Genomic DNA, 14518 nt, shown 5'->3' with positions numbered 1-14518 from the left:
GCAGGAGAACACCATGACAGACGTCGTGATCACCGGCACGGGGCTCTTTACGCCGGCGCACGCCATCGATAACGATGCCCTGGTGGCGTCGTTCAACCGCTGGGTCGATGCGGAAAACAGCCGCAATGCGGCTGCCATCGAGTCCGGTGAGGCAGTACCGCTGGCCCATTCCAGCAGTGAGTTCATCGTCAAGGCATCGGGTATCCACAGCCGATACGTGATGGATGCCGAGGGGATTCTCGATATCGAACGCATGCGTCCGCACCTGCCCCAGCGCGCCAACGACGAACCATCGATCCAATGTGAGATGGGCCTGTCGGCGGCCCGGCAGGCACTGGCGGCCGCGGGTGTCGAGGCCGGTGACATCGGGTTGGTCATCGTCGCCTGTTCCAACCTGGAGCGTCCCTACCCGGCGGTGGCGGTGGAACTCCAGGCGGCACTGGGCGCTACCGGCTGTGCCTTCGACATGAACGTGGCCTGCTCGTCGGCCACCTTCGCCATTGAAATGGCTACCAGTGCCATTCGCTCAGGTAACGTCAAGCGCGCATTGGTGGTCAGCCCGGAGATCTGTTCGGCGCACCTCAATTTCCGTGACCGTGACAGCCATTTCATCTTCGGTGATGCCTGTACCGCCGTGGTGCTGGAAGATGCGGAGCTGGCTACCGCCGAGGTGCGCTTCGAGGTCCTCGGCACACGCCTGGTGACGCGCTTCTCGAATGCCATCCGTAACAACGCCGGCTTCCTCAACCGAGTCACCGACAGCGATCCGCAGGCGGTCGACAAGCTTTTCGTGCAGGAAGGTCGGCGCGTATTCAAGGAGGTCTGCCCCATGGTGGCGGCCTTGATCAGCGATCACCTGGCCAGCCTCGAGCTCTCCGGCGATGACCTTTCCCGCCTGTGGCTGCATCAGGCCAACCGCCACATGAACGACATGATCGCGCGGCGGGTACTGGGTCACGATCCCGATGCCATCCAGGCGCCGATCATCCTCGACCGCTATGCCAATACCAGCTCAGCAGGTTCCATCATTGCCTTCCATTTGCACCATGCCGACCTGTCGCCGGGTGCGCTGGGGGTGGTCTGCTCCTTTGGGGCCGGTTACAGTGCCGGCTGCGTTGTGGTGCGTCGCCAATGAAGCTGCCACTCCGGTTATCCATGAAGGGAGACACTCACGATGGCCAATAAGCGGATCGGCTCCGTCACACGGCCCCTGGTCGCCCTGATGACGATGGTCATGCTGGCCGGCTGTGCCAGCAGCGTACCGATCGAGGATCGCCATCCGGATGATCCCTGGGAGGGATTCAATCGTCAGGTGTTCGTCTTCAATGACGCGTTGGATCGTGCGGTTCTCAAGCCGGTTTCACGCGGCTACCGCACTGTCACGCCCCAGCCGGTGCAGACCGGGGTGGGGAATTTCTTCTCCAACCTCGGGGAGATCCGCACGGCGCTGAACAGCCTGCTCCAGGGCAAGCCCGGCAATGCCGGCATCGCCACCTCGCGCTTCCTGATCAATACCACCGTAGGGATCGGCGGCCTCTGGGATTTTGCGACCCATATGGAGATCACAGGGCGCGACGAGGATTTCGGCCAGACGCTTGGGGTCTGGGGTGTCGGCGAAGGTCCCTATGTGATGCTGCCTATCCTGGGGCCGAGCACCGTGCGGGACACTGCCGGACTGCCACTTGACTCCTATACTTATCCTCTCACTTATGTAGAAGATGACAAGGTGCGCTACGGTCTGACCGCTCTGCGGGTCGTAGACATGCGCGCAGGGCTTCTCGATCAGGAAGAGTTGATGCGCGGCGACCGCTACGTCTTCATACGAGATGCCTACCTGCAGCGACGGCGTTTCGAAGTCAGCGACGGGGAATTGGGAGACGATCCCTTTGCCAGCGATGACTATGATTTCGAATTTGACGATGCGGACTTTGATGATACGGACTTCGACGATTCTGATTTCGCCGATTGAGGCCTGATCCATGGATGCACCCAAGCCGTTGATTGGCGTACTCGACGAACCGGGCGATTACCGTGATGCTCTGGCCGACACCATTGCCCGCGATGGCTTGGCGGTACTTGCCGCCGAGAGGCTTGAGGATCTCCCTGCCGAGACGTCGCTGGTCGTCGCCCACGCACGGGCGGTACCGAGTCTTGCGTGGGCGAGCCTGACCGAGCGCCTGCCGACGGTGGTGGTGAGCGATTCCCGGCTGGATGCCGATCTGCTGACGGCAGTGGACGTGGGGTTGGTGGACTATGTCGTCGAGCCCATGCGTCATGGTCAACTCCTGCGACGCATGATTCGCAAGGCCATCGAATTGCACCACCTCGAGGACGAGCAACGTCGCGATCGAACACGCTTGGCTCAACTGAACGAGCACCTGGAAGAGCTCAACGAGAGCCTCGAGACCCATCTGGCTCTGCTGCGCCTGGACCAGCAGGCGGGTGGGCAGATTCAGCGCAAGCTGTTGCCACCGCACCCGCAGACCCTGGGAGGGGTCACCTGCGATTACTGGCTGGTGCCGTCGCTCTACCTGTCGGGCGATTTCCTCGATTTCCAGCGCTTCGATGATCGCTACACACTGTTCTATTTCGCCGATGTGTCGGGGCATGGCGCCTCCTCGGCATTCGTTACGGTCCTGCTCAAGTATCTGTGCAACCGCTGGCTGAATGAGTGGGACGGCAAGCAGCCGGATCACCTGCCTGCGCACTGGTTGACGGCCTTGAACCGGGAACTGCTCGATACCGGGATCGGCAAGCACGCGACCCTCTTCGTCGGCGTGATAGACCATGTCGATCATTGCCTCTACTACTCGCTGGGCGCCCAGCTCCCAAAGCCACTTCTGGTGGCCGATGGCAAGGTGATCGAATTGCCTGGCGAAGGCATGCCGGTGGGGCTGTTTCCCAACGTGGAGTATCCACGTTTGAGGTATAGGCTGCCGGCGAACTTCACGTTATGGTTGTGCTCAGATGGGATTCTGGAGTGCCTGCCGGGCGAGACGCTCGACACGAGGCTCAGGGAGCTGGAGCAACGTGTTCTAACCTGTACTACGTTGGAACGACTTCGAGACAGCCTGGCCCTGAACGCTTCCGGTGACATTGATGCCGAAGGGAGACACAGTGGCGAAGAGCTGCCCGATGACCTGACGATCATGATGTTGAGCGGATTTGGCGATGATCACTAATGAGGGCCGCATAAAGGCGGCGTTCGACTCTGGCGTCTTCGTTCTCAAGCTTTGCGGCGACGTGCGACTGACGCTTTGTGCCACGCTGGACAGCCAAGCTCACCAGCTTGCGGAGACGCCTGGCCTGCAGACGCTGATCATCGATCTGCGTGAGGCAACCAATGTGGATTCCACCGCCCTGGGATTCCTGGCCAAGGTGGCCATGGCGGTCAAGGACCGCATCTCCTACAAGCCCACCATCGTGGTAAACAACCCCGATGTGCGGCGCATGCTCGAGGTCATGGGTTTTTCGCAGTTCTTCACCATGGTGGAGACGCCCATCACCGAATCCTGCGCGCTGTGCGAACTTCCCGAGGTACCGTCCGACATGGAGGAAACCCGGCAGCGTATTCTCGAGGCACACCGTATCCTGATGCGCATGAACGAGCACAATCGCGAGGAATTCCAGCCGCTCGTCGAGATGCTGGAAGCCCAGGAAGTCGATTCGAAACAGCCCTGAGCGTAAAAACAGCCCAGGTCCTGCGATGTCTTACTCACCTCTCTTGCTCAACTATGTCTTTCTCAATTCTGCCAGCAGTGTCTCCAGCTTGCGCTGGTCGGCGGTGAACTTGCGAATGCCTTCGGCCAACTTCTCCGTGGCCATGGCGTCCTCATTGAGTGACCAGCGGAATTCGGCTTCATCCTGGGGTTCCGGGGCCGAGGTTTCGGCACCTATCGGTACCAGGCGACGCTCCAGGCGACCATCGGTCTCAGCCAGCTCCCCAAGCAGGGCAGGGGAAATGGTAAGGCGGTCGCAGCCTGCCAGCGCCTGAATCTCGCCCATGTTGCGAAAGCTCGCGCCCATGACGATGGTGCGGTAACCATGCCCCTTGTAGTGTTCGTAGATCCGCCTGACCGACTTGACGCCCGGGTCGTTGTCACCGCTGAAGTCGGCATCCGGCCACTCCGCCTTGTGCCAGTCCAGGATGCGGCCGACGAAAGGGGAGACCAGCGTGACACCGGCGTCGGCACAGGCGAGTGCCTGGGTGAAGCTGAAGAGCAGGGTCAGGTTGGTGCGAATGCCTTCCCGTTCCAGTTGGCGCGCGGCGCGGATGCCTTCCCAGGTTGCGGCAACCTTGATCAGGATGCGTTCGGCAGGGATGCCGTGGCGATCATAGCGTTCGATCAGGGAGCGGGCGCGTGTCAGGGTCGCGTCGGTATCGAAGGAGAGTCTGGCGCTGACCTCGGTCGAGACATAGCCGGGTACCAGGGCACTGATCTCACTGCCGATCTCGACGGCCACGGCATCCAGAGCGTCGTCGATATCGGTGCTGTGGCGGGCGATCTCCGCCAGGCGGGCACGCCGATTGTCCTGCTGTGCTGCCTGAAGGATCAGTGAAGGATTGGTCGTGGCATCCTGTGGGGTGAAACGGCGGATGGTGTCGATATCCCCGGTATCGGCAACCACTGTACTCATCTGTTTGAGTTGTGAAAGCAGGTCCTCTGCCATTGTCTGAAGCTCCTGGGGTGAGTATTCGACCACTTTAGCAAGCGGCCGGTAGCGGTAACAGGGGATCCGCGACAAGTCGAGCCGACCTGGTCTATCATTAGCAGCCTAGCAATATACCGGACATCAACCGACTCGGAACCGAATTGACTCTCAATCCTCGACGCGTGGCATTGCTGGTGGCGGCCAATACGGCGCTGGCACCTTTCGCCATAGATGCCTATCTGCCCGCCATGTCAGCGCTTGCTGACAGTATAGGGTCCAGCATTCATCATACGGAACTGTCGATCAGCGTCTTCCTGGGCGGCTTTGCCATCGGCCAGCTGCTCTTCGGGCCCCTTTCCGACAGGGTGGGGCGCAAGCCTGTCCTGCTGGGCGGGCTGGTGGTCTTCCTGATGGCCAGCCTGGCCATCACCACCATCGGTACGCTGCCTGAGCTGCTTGCATGGCGTTTCCTCCAGGCGCTGGGAGGCGGTGCCTGCGTGGTCAATTCGGCGGCGATCGTCCGTGACTGCTTCAGCGGCCGAGAGGCGGCGAGCGTGATGTCCACCATGGTGATGATCATGATGCTGGCGCCGCTGGTGGCGCCGGTAGTGGGGAGTGGGCTGCTCTATCTCGCCGACTGGTGGCTGATTTTCGTCTTCCTGGCCGTTTATGCCGCTTTCCTGCTGTGGCTCATGGGCACTCGGCTGCCCGAGACTCGCGATCCCGGCCAGCCCGTGGCATCGCTGCGCCAGGTGCTGTTCAACTACGCCAGTGTCCTGCGTCATCGCGAGGCAATGGGCTACATCTGCGCCGTGGCTGCCTCCTTCGGCGGCCTGTTTGCCTTCATCACGGCATCGCCCTATATCTACCTGGAGCATTTCGGCCTCTCGCCGGCCATGTACCCGGTGGTCTTCGGCGCCAATGTGCTGGTGATTGCCCTCTCCAATCGGGTGAACATCCATCTGCTGGCTAGCCGCACGCCGCAACAGAACCTGCATATCGGCCTCAGCATCCAACTGGTTGCCGCCGTTGCTCTGGCACTGGCGGCGGCCGTGGGCCTTGCGTCGCTTCCCGTGGTGGTCCTGCTGGTCATGGTCTATGCCGGCATGATCGGGCTGATCACACCCAATGCCATGTCGGCACTGCTCGATCACTTTGGTCATATGAGTGCGACGGCGACGGCAATGATGGGCGGGATCAAGTTCGGCTCCGCGGCTCTGGCGGGCGTCATGGTTGGTGCCTTCGAGATCGAGAGCCTGTGGCCCATGGTGCTGACCATGCTGTTGGCGTCGTTGGCCGGCAATGTAGCGCTGCGGCGTCTGACCGCATAGCGCGAAATCTCACTCACTGTCATGAAGATGTCATCTGCCTGCGGCAAGGTATGCCGTGCGCAGGACGATATCTCTTACTGACAGGAGTGACCCGCATGAATCGCATCCTCAAGAACCGTACATTGAAGGCCACGGCCATTGCCGCTGCAGTGATCGGCGTTGTCGGTGTCGCCCAGGCCCGGGACCAGGTCCGCATCGTCGGTTCCAGTACCGTGTACCCGTTCTCCAGTTATGTGGCCGAAGAGTTTGGTGCGACCACCGACTATCCAACGCCGGTCATCGAGTCCACCGGCTCCGGTGGTGGTCTGCGCCTGTTCTGCAACGGTGTGGGTGAGGGCACTCCGGACATCACCAACGCCTCACGCCGCATGAAGGTCTCCGAGTTCGAGCGCTGCGTCGAGAACGGCGTCACTGATATCACCGAGGCTTTCATCGGCTATGACGGCATCGCCTTCGCTCAGTCGATCGAAAACGACCCCATGCCGGTGACCCGCGAGCAGATATTCCTGGCGGTGGCTGCCATGGTGCCGCAGGACGGTGAGCTGGTGGAGAACCCCTATACCCACTGGAATCAGATCGACGACAGCCTGCCGGATCGCGAGATCGTGATCGTGGGCCCGCCCACCACCTCCGGCACCCGCGACGCCTTCGAGGAGCTGGTACTCGAGGCTGCCTCCGAGAGCTTCTCCGAGGCATACGGCGGTGAGGCGTATTCCGACGTGCGCACCGATGGCGGCTGGGTCGATGGGGGCGAGAACGACAATCTTATCGTGCAGCGTCTGACCCAGGACACCACTGCCTTCGGCGTCTTTGGCTACTCCTTCCTCGAGGAGAACAGCAACGTGCTGATTGGCTCCACCATCGATGGTGTCGAGGCCGGTCCGGAGGCCATCGCCAGCGGTGAGTATCCGGTGGCACGCTCCATGTTCTTCTACCTGAAGAACCAGCACGGCGACGACGTGCCGGCCATGTATGAGTACGCCGACATGTTCATGAGCGAGCAGATGATCGGTGACCTGGGCTATCTGAAGGGCATCGGCCTGATCCCTGCCGACGAACAGGCCCGCGCCGAGGCTCGCGAGCAGGTCGCCAACAAGGTCACGCTCGAGAAGTCCGATCTGGAGTGATGGCCCGCACAAGCTGACGACGAGGCCGGCAGCATACGCTGCCGGCCTGGTGTCATGATGGGTACCCGATAATCGGGTGTATTCCTCTCGAGAGATAGCTGATGCAGACCAACCAGATCTTCATGCTGTTCTGCGGCATCCTGCTGCTGATGGGGCTGGTGGCCTACTTCGCGGGACGCGCCAGGGCGACAGGGGTTCGCGCTAGCGGTACGGCGATGTACGCCCAGCCTGATCAGTACGCCTGGTTCGCGGTGCTGGCCACCGCCGGGCCGGCACTGCTTGTCAGTGCCCTGGGTGCCTTCATCATGCTGCTGCTGGGGGCGACGATTCCCGTGCCCTACTTGCTGGCAGCCAGCCTGGCCGTGGCCGCTGCAGGCCTGTTGGTGGGTATCGTCCAGGTGCGCCCGGACTTCCATGCCCGCCAGGCCATCGAACGGGCTATTCGCTGGGTCCTGGTCAGTGCGGCCATGATCTCGATCTTCACCACCTTCGGGATCCTCTTCTCGATCGTCTTCGAGGCGCTGCGCTTTTTCCAGATGCACAGCTTCTGGGAGTTTATCACCGGCACCGTCTGGGCCCCCGGCAACAGCTTCCTGGCCGCGGCCGGCCGAGCCGACGATGCCGCCAGCGCCGCCCGGTTCGGCTCGGTGCCGCTGTTCGCCGGTACCTTCTTGATTACCGCCATCGCCATGCTGGTGGCGATTCCGGTGGGCTTGCTCTCGGCCATCTACATGGCGGAGTTTGCCCCAAGGCGTGTGCGGACCCTGGCGAAGCCCACCCTCGAGGTGCTGGCCGGCATCCCTACCGTGGTCTATGGCTTCTTCGCTGCCATTACGGTGGCGCCGATCATCGTCAATGTTGCCGGCGCACTGGGCCTGGATGCCTCTTTCAATAACGCACTGGCGCCGGGGATCGTGATGGGCATCATGATCATCCCCTTCATCTCCTCGCTTTCCGACGATGTCATCAATGCGGTACCCGACAGCATGCGTCAGGGCTCGCTGGCGCTGGGCATGACCAAAGGGGAAACGATTCGCGATGTGGTCATTCCTGCGGCGCTACCGGGGATCATCTCCGCCTCGCTGCTGGCCGTCTCCCGGGCGCTGGGCGAAACCATGATCGTAGTGATGGCGGCCGGCATGCGCCCCAACCTGACGGCCAATCCGCTGGAGGAGATGACCACTGTAACGGTGCGCATCGTCGCTGCGTTGACCGGTGACCTGGAATTCGAGAGTGCCGAGACCCTCTCCGCCTTCGCCCTGGGCCTGGTGCTGTTTGCCGTCACCCTGAGCCTGAATCTGGTATCGGTGCTCATGATCCGTCGCTTCCGCGAGAAGTATCGCGTCAACAACCTGTAACGCCGAGGAACCGCCGAGATGAGTCAATCTTTCGACGACATCAGCGCCCAGCTGCGCAAGCGCCACCGCAAGTCGGCACGACTGAAGTGGTTCTCCATGGGTGCCCTGGGGCTGGCCGGTCTGTTCCTGGTGCTGTTCTTCACTGACATGCTCAACAAGGGCCTGCCGGCCTTCCAGCAGGCACAGATTCAGGTACAGGTCGACTACAGCGAGCAGGCGAGCCAGATTCCCCTGGCCGCCGTGGAGGAGGAAGTACGCGACCTGGTCAGCAGGGGCTTTCTCCGCACCATTCCCCTGCGGATGAAGAACGATCCCGAGCTGCTGGGAGTCCAGCGCAGCGAGTGGGTGCTGGCCGATGGCCAAGTCGATCAGTATTTGAAGGGGCATGCCAATAAACTGCGAGACGACGCCAGGGAGCGGGTCGACCGGTTGGCCGCCGAAGGGCGCGTGGCGCTCAAGTTCAACACTACCTTCTTTACCCGCGGCGACTCCAAGATGCCGGAGTTGGCCGGTATCATGTCCGCTGCCGTGGGCACCGTCATGACCATGCTGGTGACCCTGGCCATCGCCTTCCCCATCGGGGTGATGACGGCGCTCTACCTGGAGGAGTTTGCCCCCGACAACCGCCTGACCCAGATCATCGAGATCAACATCAACAATTTGGCGGCGATTCCCTCGATCCTGTTCGGCCTGTTGGGCCTGGCGATCTTCATCAACTTCTTCGGCGTTCCACGTTCAACACCGCTGGTGGGCGGCATGACCCTGGCGCTGATGACACTGCCAGTGATCATCATCTCCACCCGCACGGCGCTGCGCAGCGTGCCGGATTCGATTCGTCATGCCGCTTTCGGGGTGGGCTGCTCGCGCTGGCAGGTCGTGCGTGACCACGTGTTGCCACTGGCCATGCCCGGCATCATGACTGGCTCGATCATCGGCCTGGCCCAGGCCATGGGCGAGACAGCCCCGCTGATCATCGTCGGCATGGTGGCTTTCATTCCCGATGTGGGGGCGTCCTTCACTCAAGCGGCCACGGTGCTGCCGGCCCAGGTCTTCACCTGGTCCGGCGAGCCGGACCGGGCATTCATCGAGAAGACCGCAGGGGGTATCCTGGTACTGCTGACGATCCTGATCTTCCTGAATGCCACCGCCGTTATCCTGCGCAAGAAATTCGAGCGTCGCTGGTAGGCCCGGCACGCCACAGAGGAATCCGTCATGAATATTCAAGCCGCTAGCCGACATACTCCGCAGCCAGCGCCGGAGGTAGGACAGCCAGTCACGCGCAACGCCAATGCCCACCACGAGCTGAGTATTCGCGTGCGCGATCTCAGCCTCTGGTACGGTGAGACCCAGGCGCTGAACAAACTCAATATCGATATCTACCAGAAGAACGTCACCGCGCTGATCGGTCCTTCGGGATGCGGCAAGTCGACCTTCCTGCGCTGCCTGAACCGCATGAATGACCTGATCCCCGGTGTGTCGATCCGCGGGCTGGTGGAAATGGACGGCCGCGACGTCAACGCCGTTAAGATGGACGAGGTAGCTCTGCGCCGCCGGGTGGGCATGGTGTTTCAGAAGCCCAATCCTTTCCCCAAGTCGATCTACGAGAACGTTGCCTACGCGCCGCGCATGCACGACCTGGTCAGCCGCAAGTCCGAACAGGACGAGCTGGTGGAGCATGCCCTGCGTGAGGCCGGCCTCTGGAATGAGGTCAAGGACAAGCTGCACCAGCCGGGCACCTCGCTTTCCGGTGGTCAGCAGCAGCGCCTATGCATCGCGCGTGCGATCGCCGTGCAGCCCGATGTCATTCTGATGGATGAGCCTACCTCGGCCCTGGACCCTATCTCCACGGCCACCATCGAAGACCTGATGGACAAGCTCAAGAAGCAGTTCACCATTATTACGGTGACCCACAACATGCAGCAGGCGGCGCGGGTGGCCGACTACACTGCGTTTTTCCACCTGGGGGAGATCATCGAATACAACGATACTCAGATGATGTTCTCGAGCCCAGCGACCAAGAAGGCAGAGGACTACATCACAGGCCGCTACGGATAGTGACACCGTCACCGGCAGGTGTTAACGATGGGGAGGCTTCGGCCTCCCCATCGTCGTGACGCCGTCACGTGATTGACATCCTGTCGCGATATATATGAGTTTCCATATGTTGCCAGGAGCCAATTCCATGGCGAAACAGCGCGTGCTCTTTCTATGCAATGCCAACTCCGCCCGTTCGCTGATGGGCGAGGCCCTGCTGCGCCATTTGGCCGGCGAGCGCTTCGAGGCCTTCAGTGCGGGCAGTGAGCCTGATAAGCCCGCTGCGCTAGCCCTCGATGCATTGAAGAAGCAGGGAATTTCCACCGAGGGGCTTGCCAGCAAGTCGCTGGACGACTTCGCCGGCGAACACTTCACAGCGGTAATCGTGCTCTGTGACAAGGTCCAGCAGACCTGCCGTGACTGGCAGGGCACCAGCGATGAGCACGTCCAATGGGATATTCGCGACCCGCGCCTGATCGGTCGTGTCGATGCCTACGAACAGGCCCTGCAAGAGATCCGCCAGCGCCTCTCACTGTGGCTGCAGATCAAGGCGCGTGACGACAACTCGACGCGCGCCTGGGGCTCAACCGCACCATGAATGTCGGGCTTGGCTTGCAGGTCATCGATTTGGCCATGCTGATGGTGCCTGCCGCGGCACTTACTGTGCCTTGGGTGATGGCGGCCCAGGCGCTCTCGGGCATCGCCAAGGATCTCAACAAGATGAGCGCCAAGGTGACCGCGCCTTACCGGCCTGGTCAAGGATGGGGCGCGCGGCATCACGGTGCTCTGGGCCCTGGCATTGTCTGGCCTGCCGGCGCTGCTGCCGCTAGCTGAGGTGTGCCGGCCGCGGCCTTGGGGTAGAATGTTGTGTCATCAATGTCGACTAGGGTGGAGAATCTTTTGCTGTCACTGGATGCCGTTCGCGTCTTCAAGTGCCTGGGCGATGAAACACGCCTGCTGCTAATGCTGCTGATCCGGCACGAGAGGGAGCTGTGCGTATGCGAGATGACCCATACCCTGGACGATTCACAGCCCAAGGTCTCACGTCATCTTGCGCAGCTGCGCAATTGCGGGCTACTCAATGATCGGCGTGACGGCCAATGGGTCTACTATGGGCTCGCCCCGACGCTTCCTGAGTGGGTAATTGCCATCTTGGATGCCGCGACCGTGGCCGAGGCGGCGCGCCTTGCCGCCCTGCAAGAGCGCCTGACGGCCATGGGAAACAGGCCCGAGCGACAGCTCGAGATGTGTTGAGCGATCACGCGTAATCGCTGTGTCGCCGGGCGGCAGTTCGCCTGTCTTCGCTACTCGACTTCCAATATCCAGCGGATTGGCTGGTAGTCGAGCTCGCCTTGCATCGGCTTGTGCCCTGCTTTCACCTCCAGCACCTTGATGTGCCAAGTCACCGTCCTGCCCGCCAGCGGATGGTTGCCGTCCAGTATGGCGCCGCGTTCGGTAAGGCCCACTACCTTCAGCGAGAACTTGCCCCGTTGGCCGCCCGGCGCCAGCGTCATGTCGATGCGGATCTCCTGGCCTGGCGGTAGGTTCTCGCGAACCGCCTCGAAGACCAGTTCCGGCCGGTGGGGGCCGTAGGCCTGCTCCGGCGTCAGCGTCACGCTGAGTTCGTCGCCGGCTCGGCGGCCCTCCAGCGCGGCCTCCAGCGCCGGCAGCATCTGGCCTGTGCCGTGCACGTAGCGCAGCGGTGTCTCGGGCGTCGAGGCCGCCAGGCGTTCGCCATCCTCGTCGGTCAGCACGTACTCGGCGGTGATCTCGCACAGTGCGGCGATTCGCGTCATGGGAGACTCCTCTCGGGTGATCACTGCCACGCCTTCATGCCCGCGCCTGGTGGCCGCATGGCGGATGAGTCGTCGCGGCAGCACCGGCATACCGCCAGATGGTCGGCGCTGACACCGGCTGCGGTAAGGCGCTGGCGTATTTCCGCCAGCACCGGGTCGCTCTCGAAGGACTCGCCACAGGAGTGGCAGGTCAGCCTCTCTCGCGGGGCCTCGCTCGTCTCGAAGGTCGCCATGGCACCGGCGTTGGGCCGATCCGGGGGGCGGATCGCCTGGGGGGCGAGGGAGGGCAGTGCGGCCTCCAGGCGAGCCAGGTCGTGGGTCAGCTGTTCATGGATCAGTTCGACCAGCAGTCGCCAGGGCAGGGTGGTCTCGTCCTTTGCCGCCTGCGTCACCTTGCGGCGAACCCCCGCCAGGGCGGGCAGGGTGAAGTCGTGCAGCATGATCGCGGCGTCCGTCAGCGCGGGGGTGGTGTCTTTCTCGGCCTCGCGGGCCTCCATGGCCTCGCTGTAGACCCAGGCCAGCCACTGCAAGTGGAGCGACAGGTGGTCGGGCAGGTCGCGGAATGCCCGGTCACGCTCCAGGCCATGACGTCGATAGAGAGCTTCCATGGAGGGCACGCTGCGGGCCATCAGGCCACCGTCGAGATAGGCGCCCAGATTGAGCGGTGCAGGGGCCGGTGGCGTCAGAAACAGGCGGCTGTAGCCAAGGATCAGCTGCTGGGTATCGGTCAGGGCCACAAGCGCTTTGGAGAGGCCGTCGAGGCGCTCGGTCTCGAGCGACGGCAGCGACTCGACCAGGCTGCGCAGGTCGTCGAGCAGCGGGCCCTGAACCTCCGCCAGGGTTACGCCCGTCTGGGGGGCGAGGAAGGCTCGGGAGAGGCAGAGGCTGAGCTCGGCGGCCGGCAGCAGATCGGGGAATTTCGGATATTGTGTCATCTTGCTGACGGGGCGACCTGTCGACTGGGAGGCCGCCCCTTCTCCTTCAGGATGCGACTGGGAGGGTGGTTCAGGCGGTGTTCGCCCGGGCGCCGACCGGAGCCTCGGCCATATATCGCGGCATGTCTCCCAGGTTGAGGAACTTCTCGCCGAGCAGGTAGAGCACGAAGCATAGAGACACGCCGATCAGGGTCAGCGACCACTCGGTGGCGGAGGGGCTGTAGCTGATCAGGTTGGGCTGCCAGGTGCCCTTGAATAGCGGCACTACCTGCCCGCCGACCACGAAGTAGAAGCGCTCGGCGAACAGCCCCAGGAACACCAGGCAGGCAACTAGCACCTGCACGCCCACGCGGTTGCGCAGCGAGGCGCTGAGCATCACCACGAAGGGCAGAAGCAGGCCCAGTAGCATGGCGGCAATATAGAGCGGCGAGGCGAACAGGTAGTCGGTCCACACCAGATTGATCTCGGGGTTGTTGCTGTAGAGCCCGGTGATGGCGCGCACGGCGATGAACAGCAGGGTTCCGCCGATCAGTGCGGCGAACAGCTTGGGCAATGCCCCTGTGAGCAGTGCCTGTAGTGCGGGCGGCATGCGTTCGCGCTGGAAGCCATGGGCCAGGTAGGTAAAGAACACCAGTGCGGCCACGCCGCTGGTGACGCCGGTGAAGTAGAAATAGATCGGCATCAGGGCATCGAACCAGAACGGTCGCATGCTCATCATGCCGAAGATCAGTGCCAGGTTGCCGCTGGCCAGCAGCACGCCAATGAACGAGGCGATACCTACTTGCTTGGCGGTCTTGCTGTCCCATTCGCCGCCCTGCAGCTTGCTGAACTTCCACAGTAGGAACAGCAGGTCGAGTGCATAGAACACTCCCATCCAGAACATCGCCGACTGCACCTGCAGGTTCAGTGGGATGGCCCACAGCATGCGGAAGACGTTACCAAGCTCCAGGGCCAGCACGCACATCCCGGAGATCAGCACGATGAAGGCCAGGAAGATGCAGCGTTTTGCCACCGGATAGTACTGCTTGAAGCCGAACACCAGTGGCAACGAGGCGATCAGTCCCAATCCCGACGATGCCAGGGCGAAGTAGAGATAAGTGGCGATGGGTTGTCCCCAGGGCAGGGTCGAGCTGGTATTGAACGAGGTATGGCCATTGACCATGAGCTGGATAAGGGCGAAGGCCAGACTGGCCAGCAGCACGACGCCTGCAACCACCAGCAGCCCCCAGCCCAGCGGACCCTGCAGGACAGTTTCTTGAGTGGTTCTCATGTCTTTCATGGATA

At 62.3% G+C, this 14518-nt stretch carries 15 protein-coding genes and 1 pseudogene; 12 read left to right on the top strand and 4 right to left on the bottom strand.

Annotated elements, in window-relative coordinates; all coding sequences use genetic code 11:
• The first annotated feature begins 13 nt into the window (after window positions 1-13).
• Genes DU505_RS16010 through DU505_RS15995 form a run of 4 tightly spaced genes read left to right on the top strand, consistent with a single transcriptional unit; the run spans window position 14 to window position 3681 of the window.
• Window positions 14-1135 (top strand): beta-ketoacyl-ACP synthase III, encoded by a 1122-nt coding sequence (locus DU505_RS16010; protein ID WP_114479993.1) that lies wholly within the window; start codon window positions 14-16, stop codon window positions 1133-1135.
• 39 nt (window positions 1136-1174) lie between these two features.
• A complete protein-coding gene (locus DU505_RS16005; RefSeq protein WP_114479992.1) occupies window positions 1175-1969 on the top strand; it encodes an MlaA family lipoprotein in 795 nt (264 codons plus the stop codon).
• 10 nt (window positions 1970-1979) lie between these two features.
• Window positions 1980-3182 (top strand): PP2C family protein-serine/threonine phosphatase, encoded by a 1203-nt coding sequence (locus tag DU505_RS16000; protein ID WP_114479991.1) that lies wholly within the window; start codon window positions 1980-1982, stop codon window positions 3180-3182.
• Window positions 3172-3681, top strand: coding sequence for an STAS domain-containing protein (locus DU505_RS15995; RefSeq protein ID WP_114479990.1), 510 nt, complete (start codon window positions 3172-3174; stop codon window positions 3679-3681). Before DU505_RS16000 ends, DU505_RS15995 begins: the two co-directional genes overlap by 11 nt.
• A 51-nt stretch (window positions 3682-3732) precedes the next feature.
• Here DU505_RS15995 and tal read toward each other — a convergent pair whose 3' ends face one another.
• Window positions 3733-4671, bottom strand: a complete 939-nt coding sequence (gene tal, locus DU505_RS15990; protein WP_114479989.1) for a transaldolase — start codon at window positions 4669-4671, stop codon at window positions 3733-3735.
• A gap of 143 nt (window positions 4672-4814) precedes the next feature.
• On the opposite strand from tal, the gene DU505_RS15985 reads away from it, so the two are divergent.
• The 8 genes and pseudogenes from DU505_RS15985 to DU505_RS15950 all read left to right on the top strand — a co-directional run bounded on the left by DU505_RS15985 (window position 4815) and on the right by DU505_RS15950 (window position 11757).
• Window positions 4815-5984, top strand: a complete 1170-nt coding sequence (locus DU505_RS15985) for a multidrug effflux MFS transporter (protein ID WP_114479988.1) — start codon at window positions 4815-4817, stop codon at window positions 5982-5984.
• A 95-nt stretch (window positions 5985-6079) separates the two neighbouring features.
• Window positions 6080-7111: a substrate-binding domain-containing protein gene (locus DU505_RS15980; protein ID WP_114479987.1), complete on the top strand. Its 1032-nt coding sequence runs from the start codon at window positions 6080-6082 to the stop codon at window positions 7109-7111.
• Between the two features lie 101 nt (window positions 7112-7212).
• Window positions 7213-8469: a phosphate ABC transporter permease subunit PstC gene (pstC, locus tag DU505_RS15975; protein WP_114479986.1), complete on the top strand. Its 1257-nt coding sequence runs from the start codon at window positions 7213-7215 to the stop codon at window positions 8467-8469.
• 18 nt (window positions 8470-8487) lie between these two features.
• On the top strand, window positions 8488-9654 hold the full coding sequence (gene pstA / locus DU505_RS15970; RefSeq protein WP_114479985.1) for a phosphate ABC transporter permease PstA: 1167 nt from the start codon (window positions 8488-8490) through the stop codon (window positions 9652-9654).
• A gap of 27 nt (window positions 9655-9681) precedes the next feature.
• Window positions 9682-10524 (top strand): phosphate ABC transporter ATP-binding protein PstB, encoded by an 843-nt coding sequence (gene pstB, locus DU505_RS15965; RefSeq protein WP_114479984.1) that lies wholly within the window; start codon window positions 9682-9684, stop codon window positions 10522-10524.
• 127 nt (window positions 10525-10651) lie between these two features.
• Complete coding sequence (locus tag DU505_RS15960; RefSeq protein WP_114479983.1) at window positions 10652-11101, top strand: arsenate reductase ArsC; 450 nt, start codon at window positions 10652-10654, stop codon at window positions 11099-11101.
• Window positions 11068-11235, top strand: a pseudogene (locus DU505_RS15955) (organoarsenical effux MFS transporter ArsJ); the annotation flags it as partial. The gene DU505_RS15960 and the pseudogene DU505_RS15955, both read left to right, overlap by 34 nt.
• 144 nt (window positions 11236-11379) lie before the next feature.
• Window positions 11380-11757 carry a metalloregulator ArsR/SmtB family transcription factor gene (locus DU505_RS15950; protein WP_114479982.1) on the top strand — a complete coding sequence of 126 codons (378 nt, stop codon included), beginning with the start codon at window positions 11380-11382 and terminating at the stop codon, window positions 11755-11757.
• A 50-nt stretch (window positions 11758-11807) separates the two neighbouring features.
• On the opposite strand, the gene DU505_RS15945 is transcribed toward DU505_RS15950, so the two are convergent.
• The 3 genes from DU505_RS15945 to nrfD form a co-directional block, all read right to left on the bottom strand.
• The gene (locus DU505_RS15945) at window positions 11808-12299 is read right to left on the bottom strand and encodes an FKBP-type peptidyl-prolyl cis-trans isomerase (RefSeq protein WP_181872850.1); all 492 of its coding nucleotides are present in this window, start codon (window positions 12297-12299) and stop codon (window positions 11808-11810) included.
• A gap of 20 nt (window positions 12300-12319) precedes the next feature.
• A complete protein-coding gene (locus DU505_RS15940; RefSeq protein ID WP_114479981.1) occupies window positions 12320-13234 on the bottom strand; it encodes a molecular chaperone TorD family protein in 915 nt (304 codons plus the stop codon).
• Between the two features lie 70 nt (window positions 13235-13304).
• A complete protein-coding gene (gene nrfD / locus DU505_RS15935; protein ID WP_220250842.1) occupies window positions 13305-14513 on the bottom strand; it encodes an NrfD/PsrC family molybdoenzyme membrane anchor subunit in 1209 nt (402 codons plus the stop codon).
• Window positions 14514-14518: the final 5 nt, after the last annotated feature.

This window comes from Billgrantia montanilacus (assembly GCF_003336675.1).
Lineage (GTDB): Bacteria > Pseudomonadota > Gammaproteobacteria > Pseudomonadales > Halomonadaceae > Halomonas > Halomonas montanilacus.
The sequence above is the reverse complement of the archived record's forward strand: the minus strand, read 5'-3'. Positions and strand labels throughout refer to the sequence as shown.

What these genes read in the sequence shown, in the direction of transcription:
- pstC (WP_114479986.1), top strand. Translation starts at nt 7,213, where the DNA reads ATGCAGACCAACCAGATCTTCATGCTGTTCTGCGGCATCCTGCTGCTG.
- tal (WP_114479989.1), bottom strand. Translation starts at nt 4,671, where the DNA reads ATGGCAGAGGACCTGCTTTCACAACTCAAACAGATGAGTACAGTGGTT.
- DU505_RS16010 (WP_114479993.1), top strand. Translation starts at nt 14, where the DNA reads ATGACAGACGTCGTGATCACCGGCACGGGGCTCTTTACGCCGGCGCAC.
- DU505_RS15995 (WP_114479990.1), top strand. Translation starts at nt 3,172, where the DNA reads ATGATCACTAATGAGGGCCGCATAAAGGCGGCGTTCGACTCTGGCGTC.
- nrfD (WP_220250842.1), bottom strand. Translation starts at nt 14,513, where the DNA reads ATGAAAGACATGAGAACCACTCAAGAAACTGTCCTGCAGGGTCCGCTG.
- DU505_RS15950 (WP_114479982.1), top strand. Translation starts at nt 11,380, where the DNA reads ATGTCGACTAGGGTGGAGAATCTTTTGCTGTCACTGGATGCCGTTCGC.
- DU505_RS16005 (WP_114479992.1), top strand. Translation starts at nt 1,175, where the DNA reads ATGGCCAATAAGCGGATCGGCTCCGTCACACGGCCCCTGGTCGCCCTG.
- DU505_RS15940 (WP_114479981.1), bottom strand. Translation starts at nt 13,234, where the DNA reads ATGACACAATATCCGAAATTCCCCGATCTGCTGCCGGCCGCCGAGCTC.
- DU505_RS15980 (WP_114479987.1), top strand. Translation starts at nt 6,080, where the DNA reads ATGAATCGCATCCTCAAGAACCGTACATTGAAGGCCACGGCCATTGCC.
- pstB (WP_114479984.1), top strand. Translation starts at nt 9,682, where the DNA reads ATGAATATTCAAGCCGCTAGCCGACATACTCCGCAGCCAGCGCCGGAG.
- DU505_RS15960 (WP_114479983.1), top strand. Translation starts at nt 10,652, where the DNA reads ATGGCGAAACAGCGCGTGCTCTTTCTATGCAATGCCAACTCCGCCCGT.
- DU505_RS16000 (WP_114479991.1), top strand. Translation starts at nt 1,980, where the DNA reads ATGGATGCACCCAAGCCGTTGATTGGCGTACTCGACGAACCGGGCGAT.
- DU505_RS15945 (WP_181872850.1), bottom strand. Translation starts at nt 12,299, where the DNA reads ATGACGCGAATCGCCGCACTGTGCGAGATCACCGCCGAGTACGTGCTG.
- pstA (WP_114479985.1), top strand. Translation starts at nt 8,488, where the DNA reads ATGAGTCAATCTTTCGACGACATCAGCGCCCAGCTGCGCAAGCGCCAC.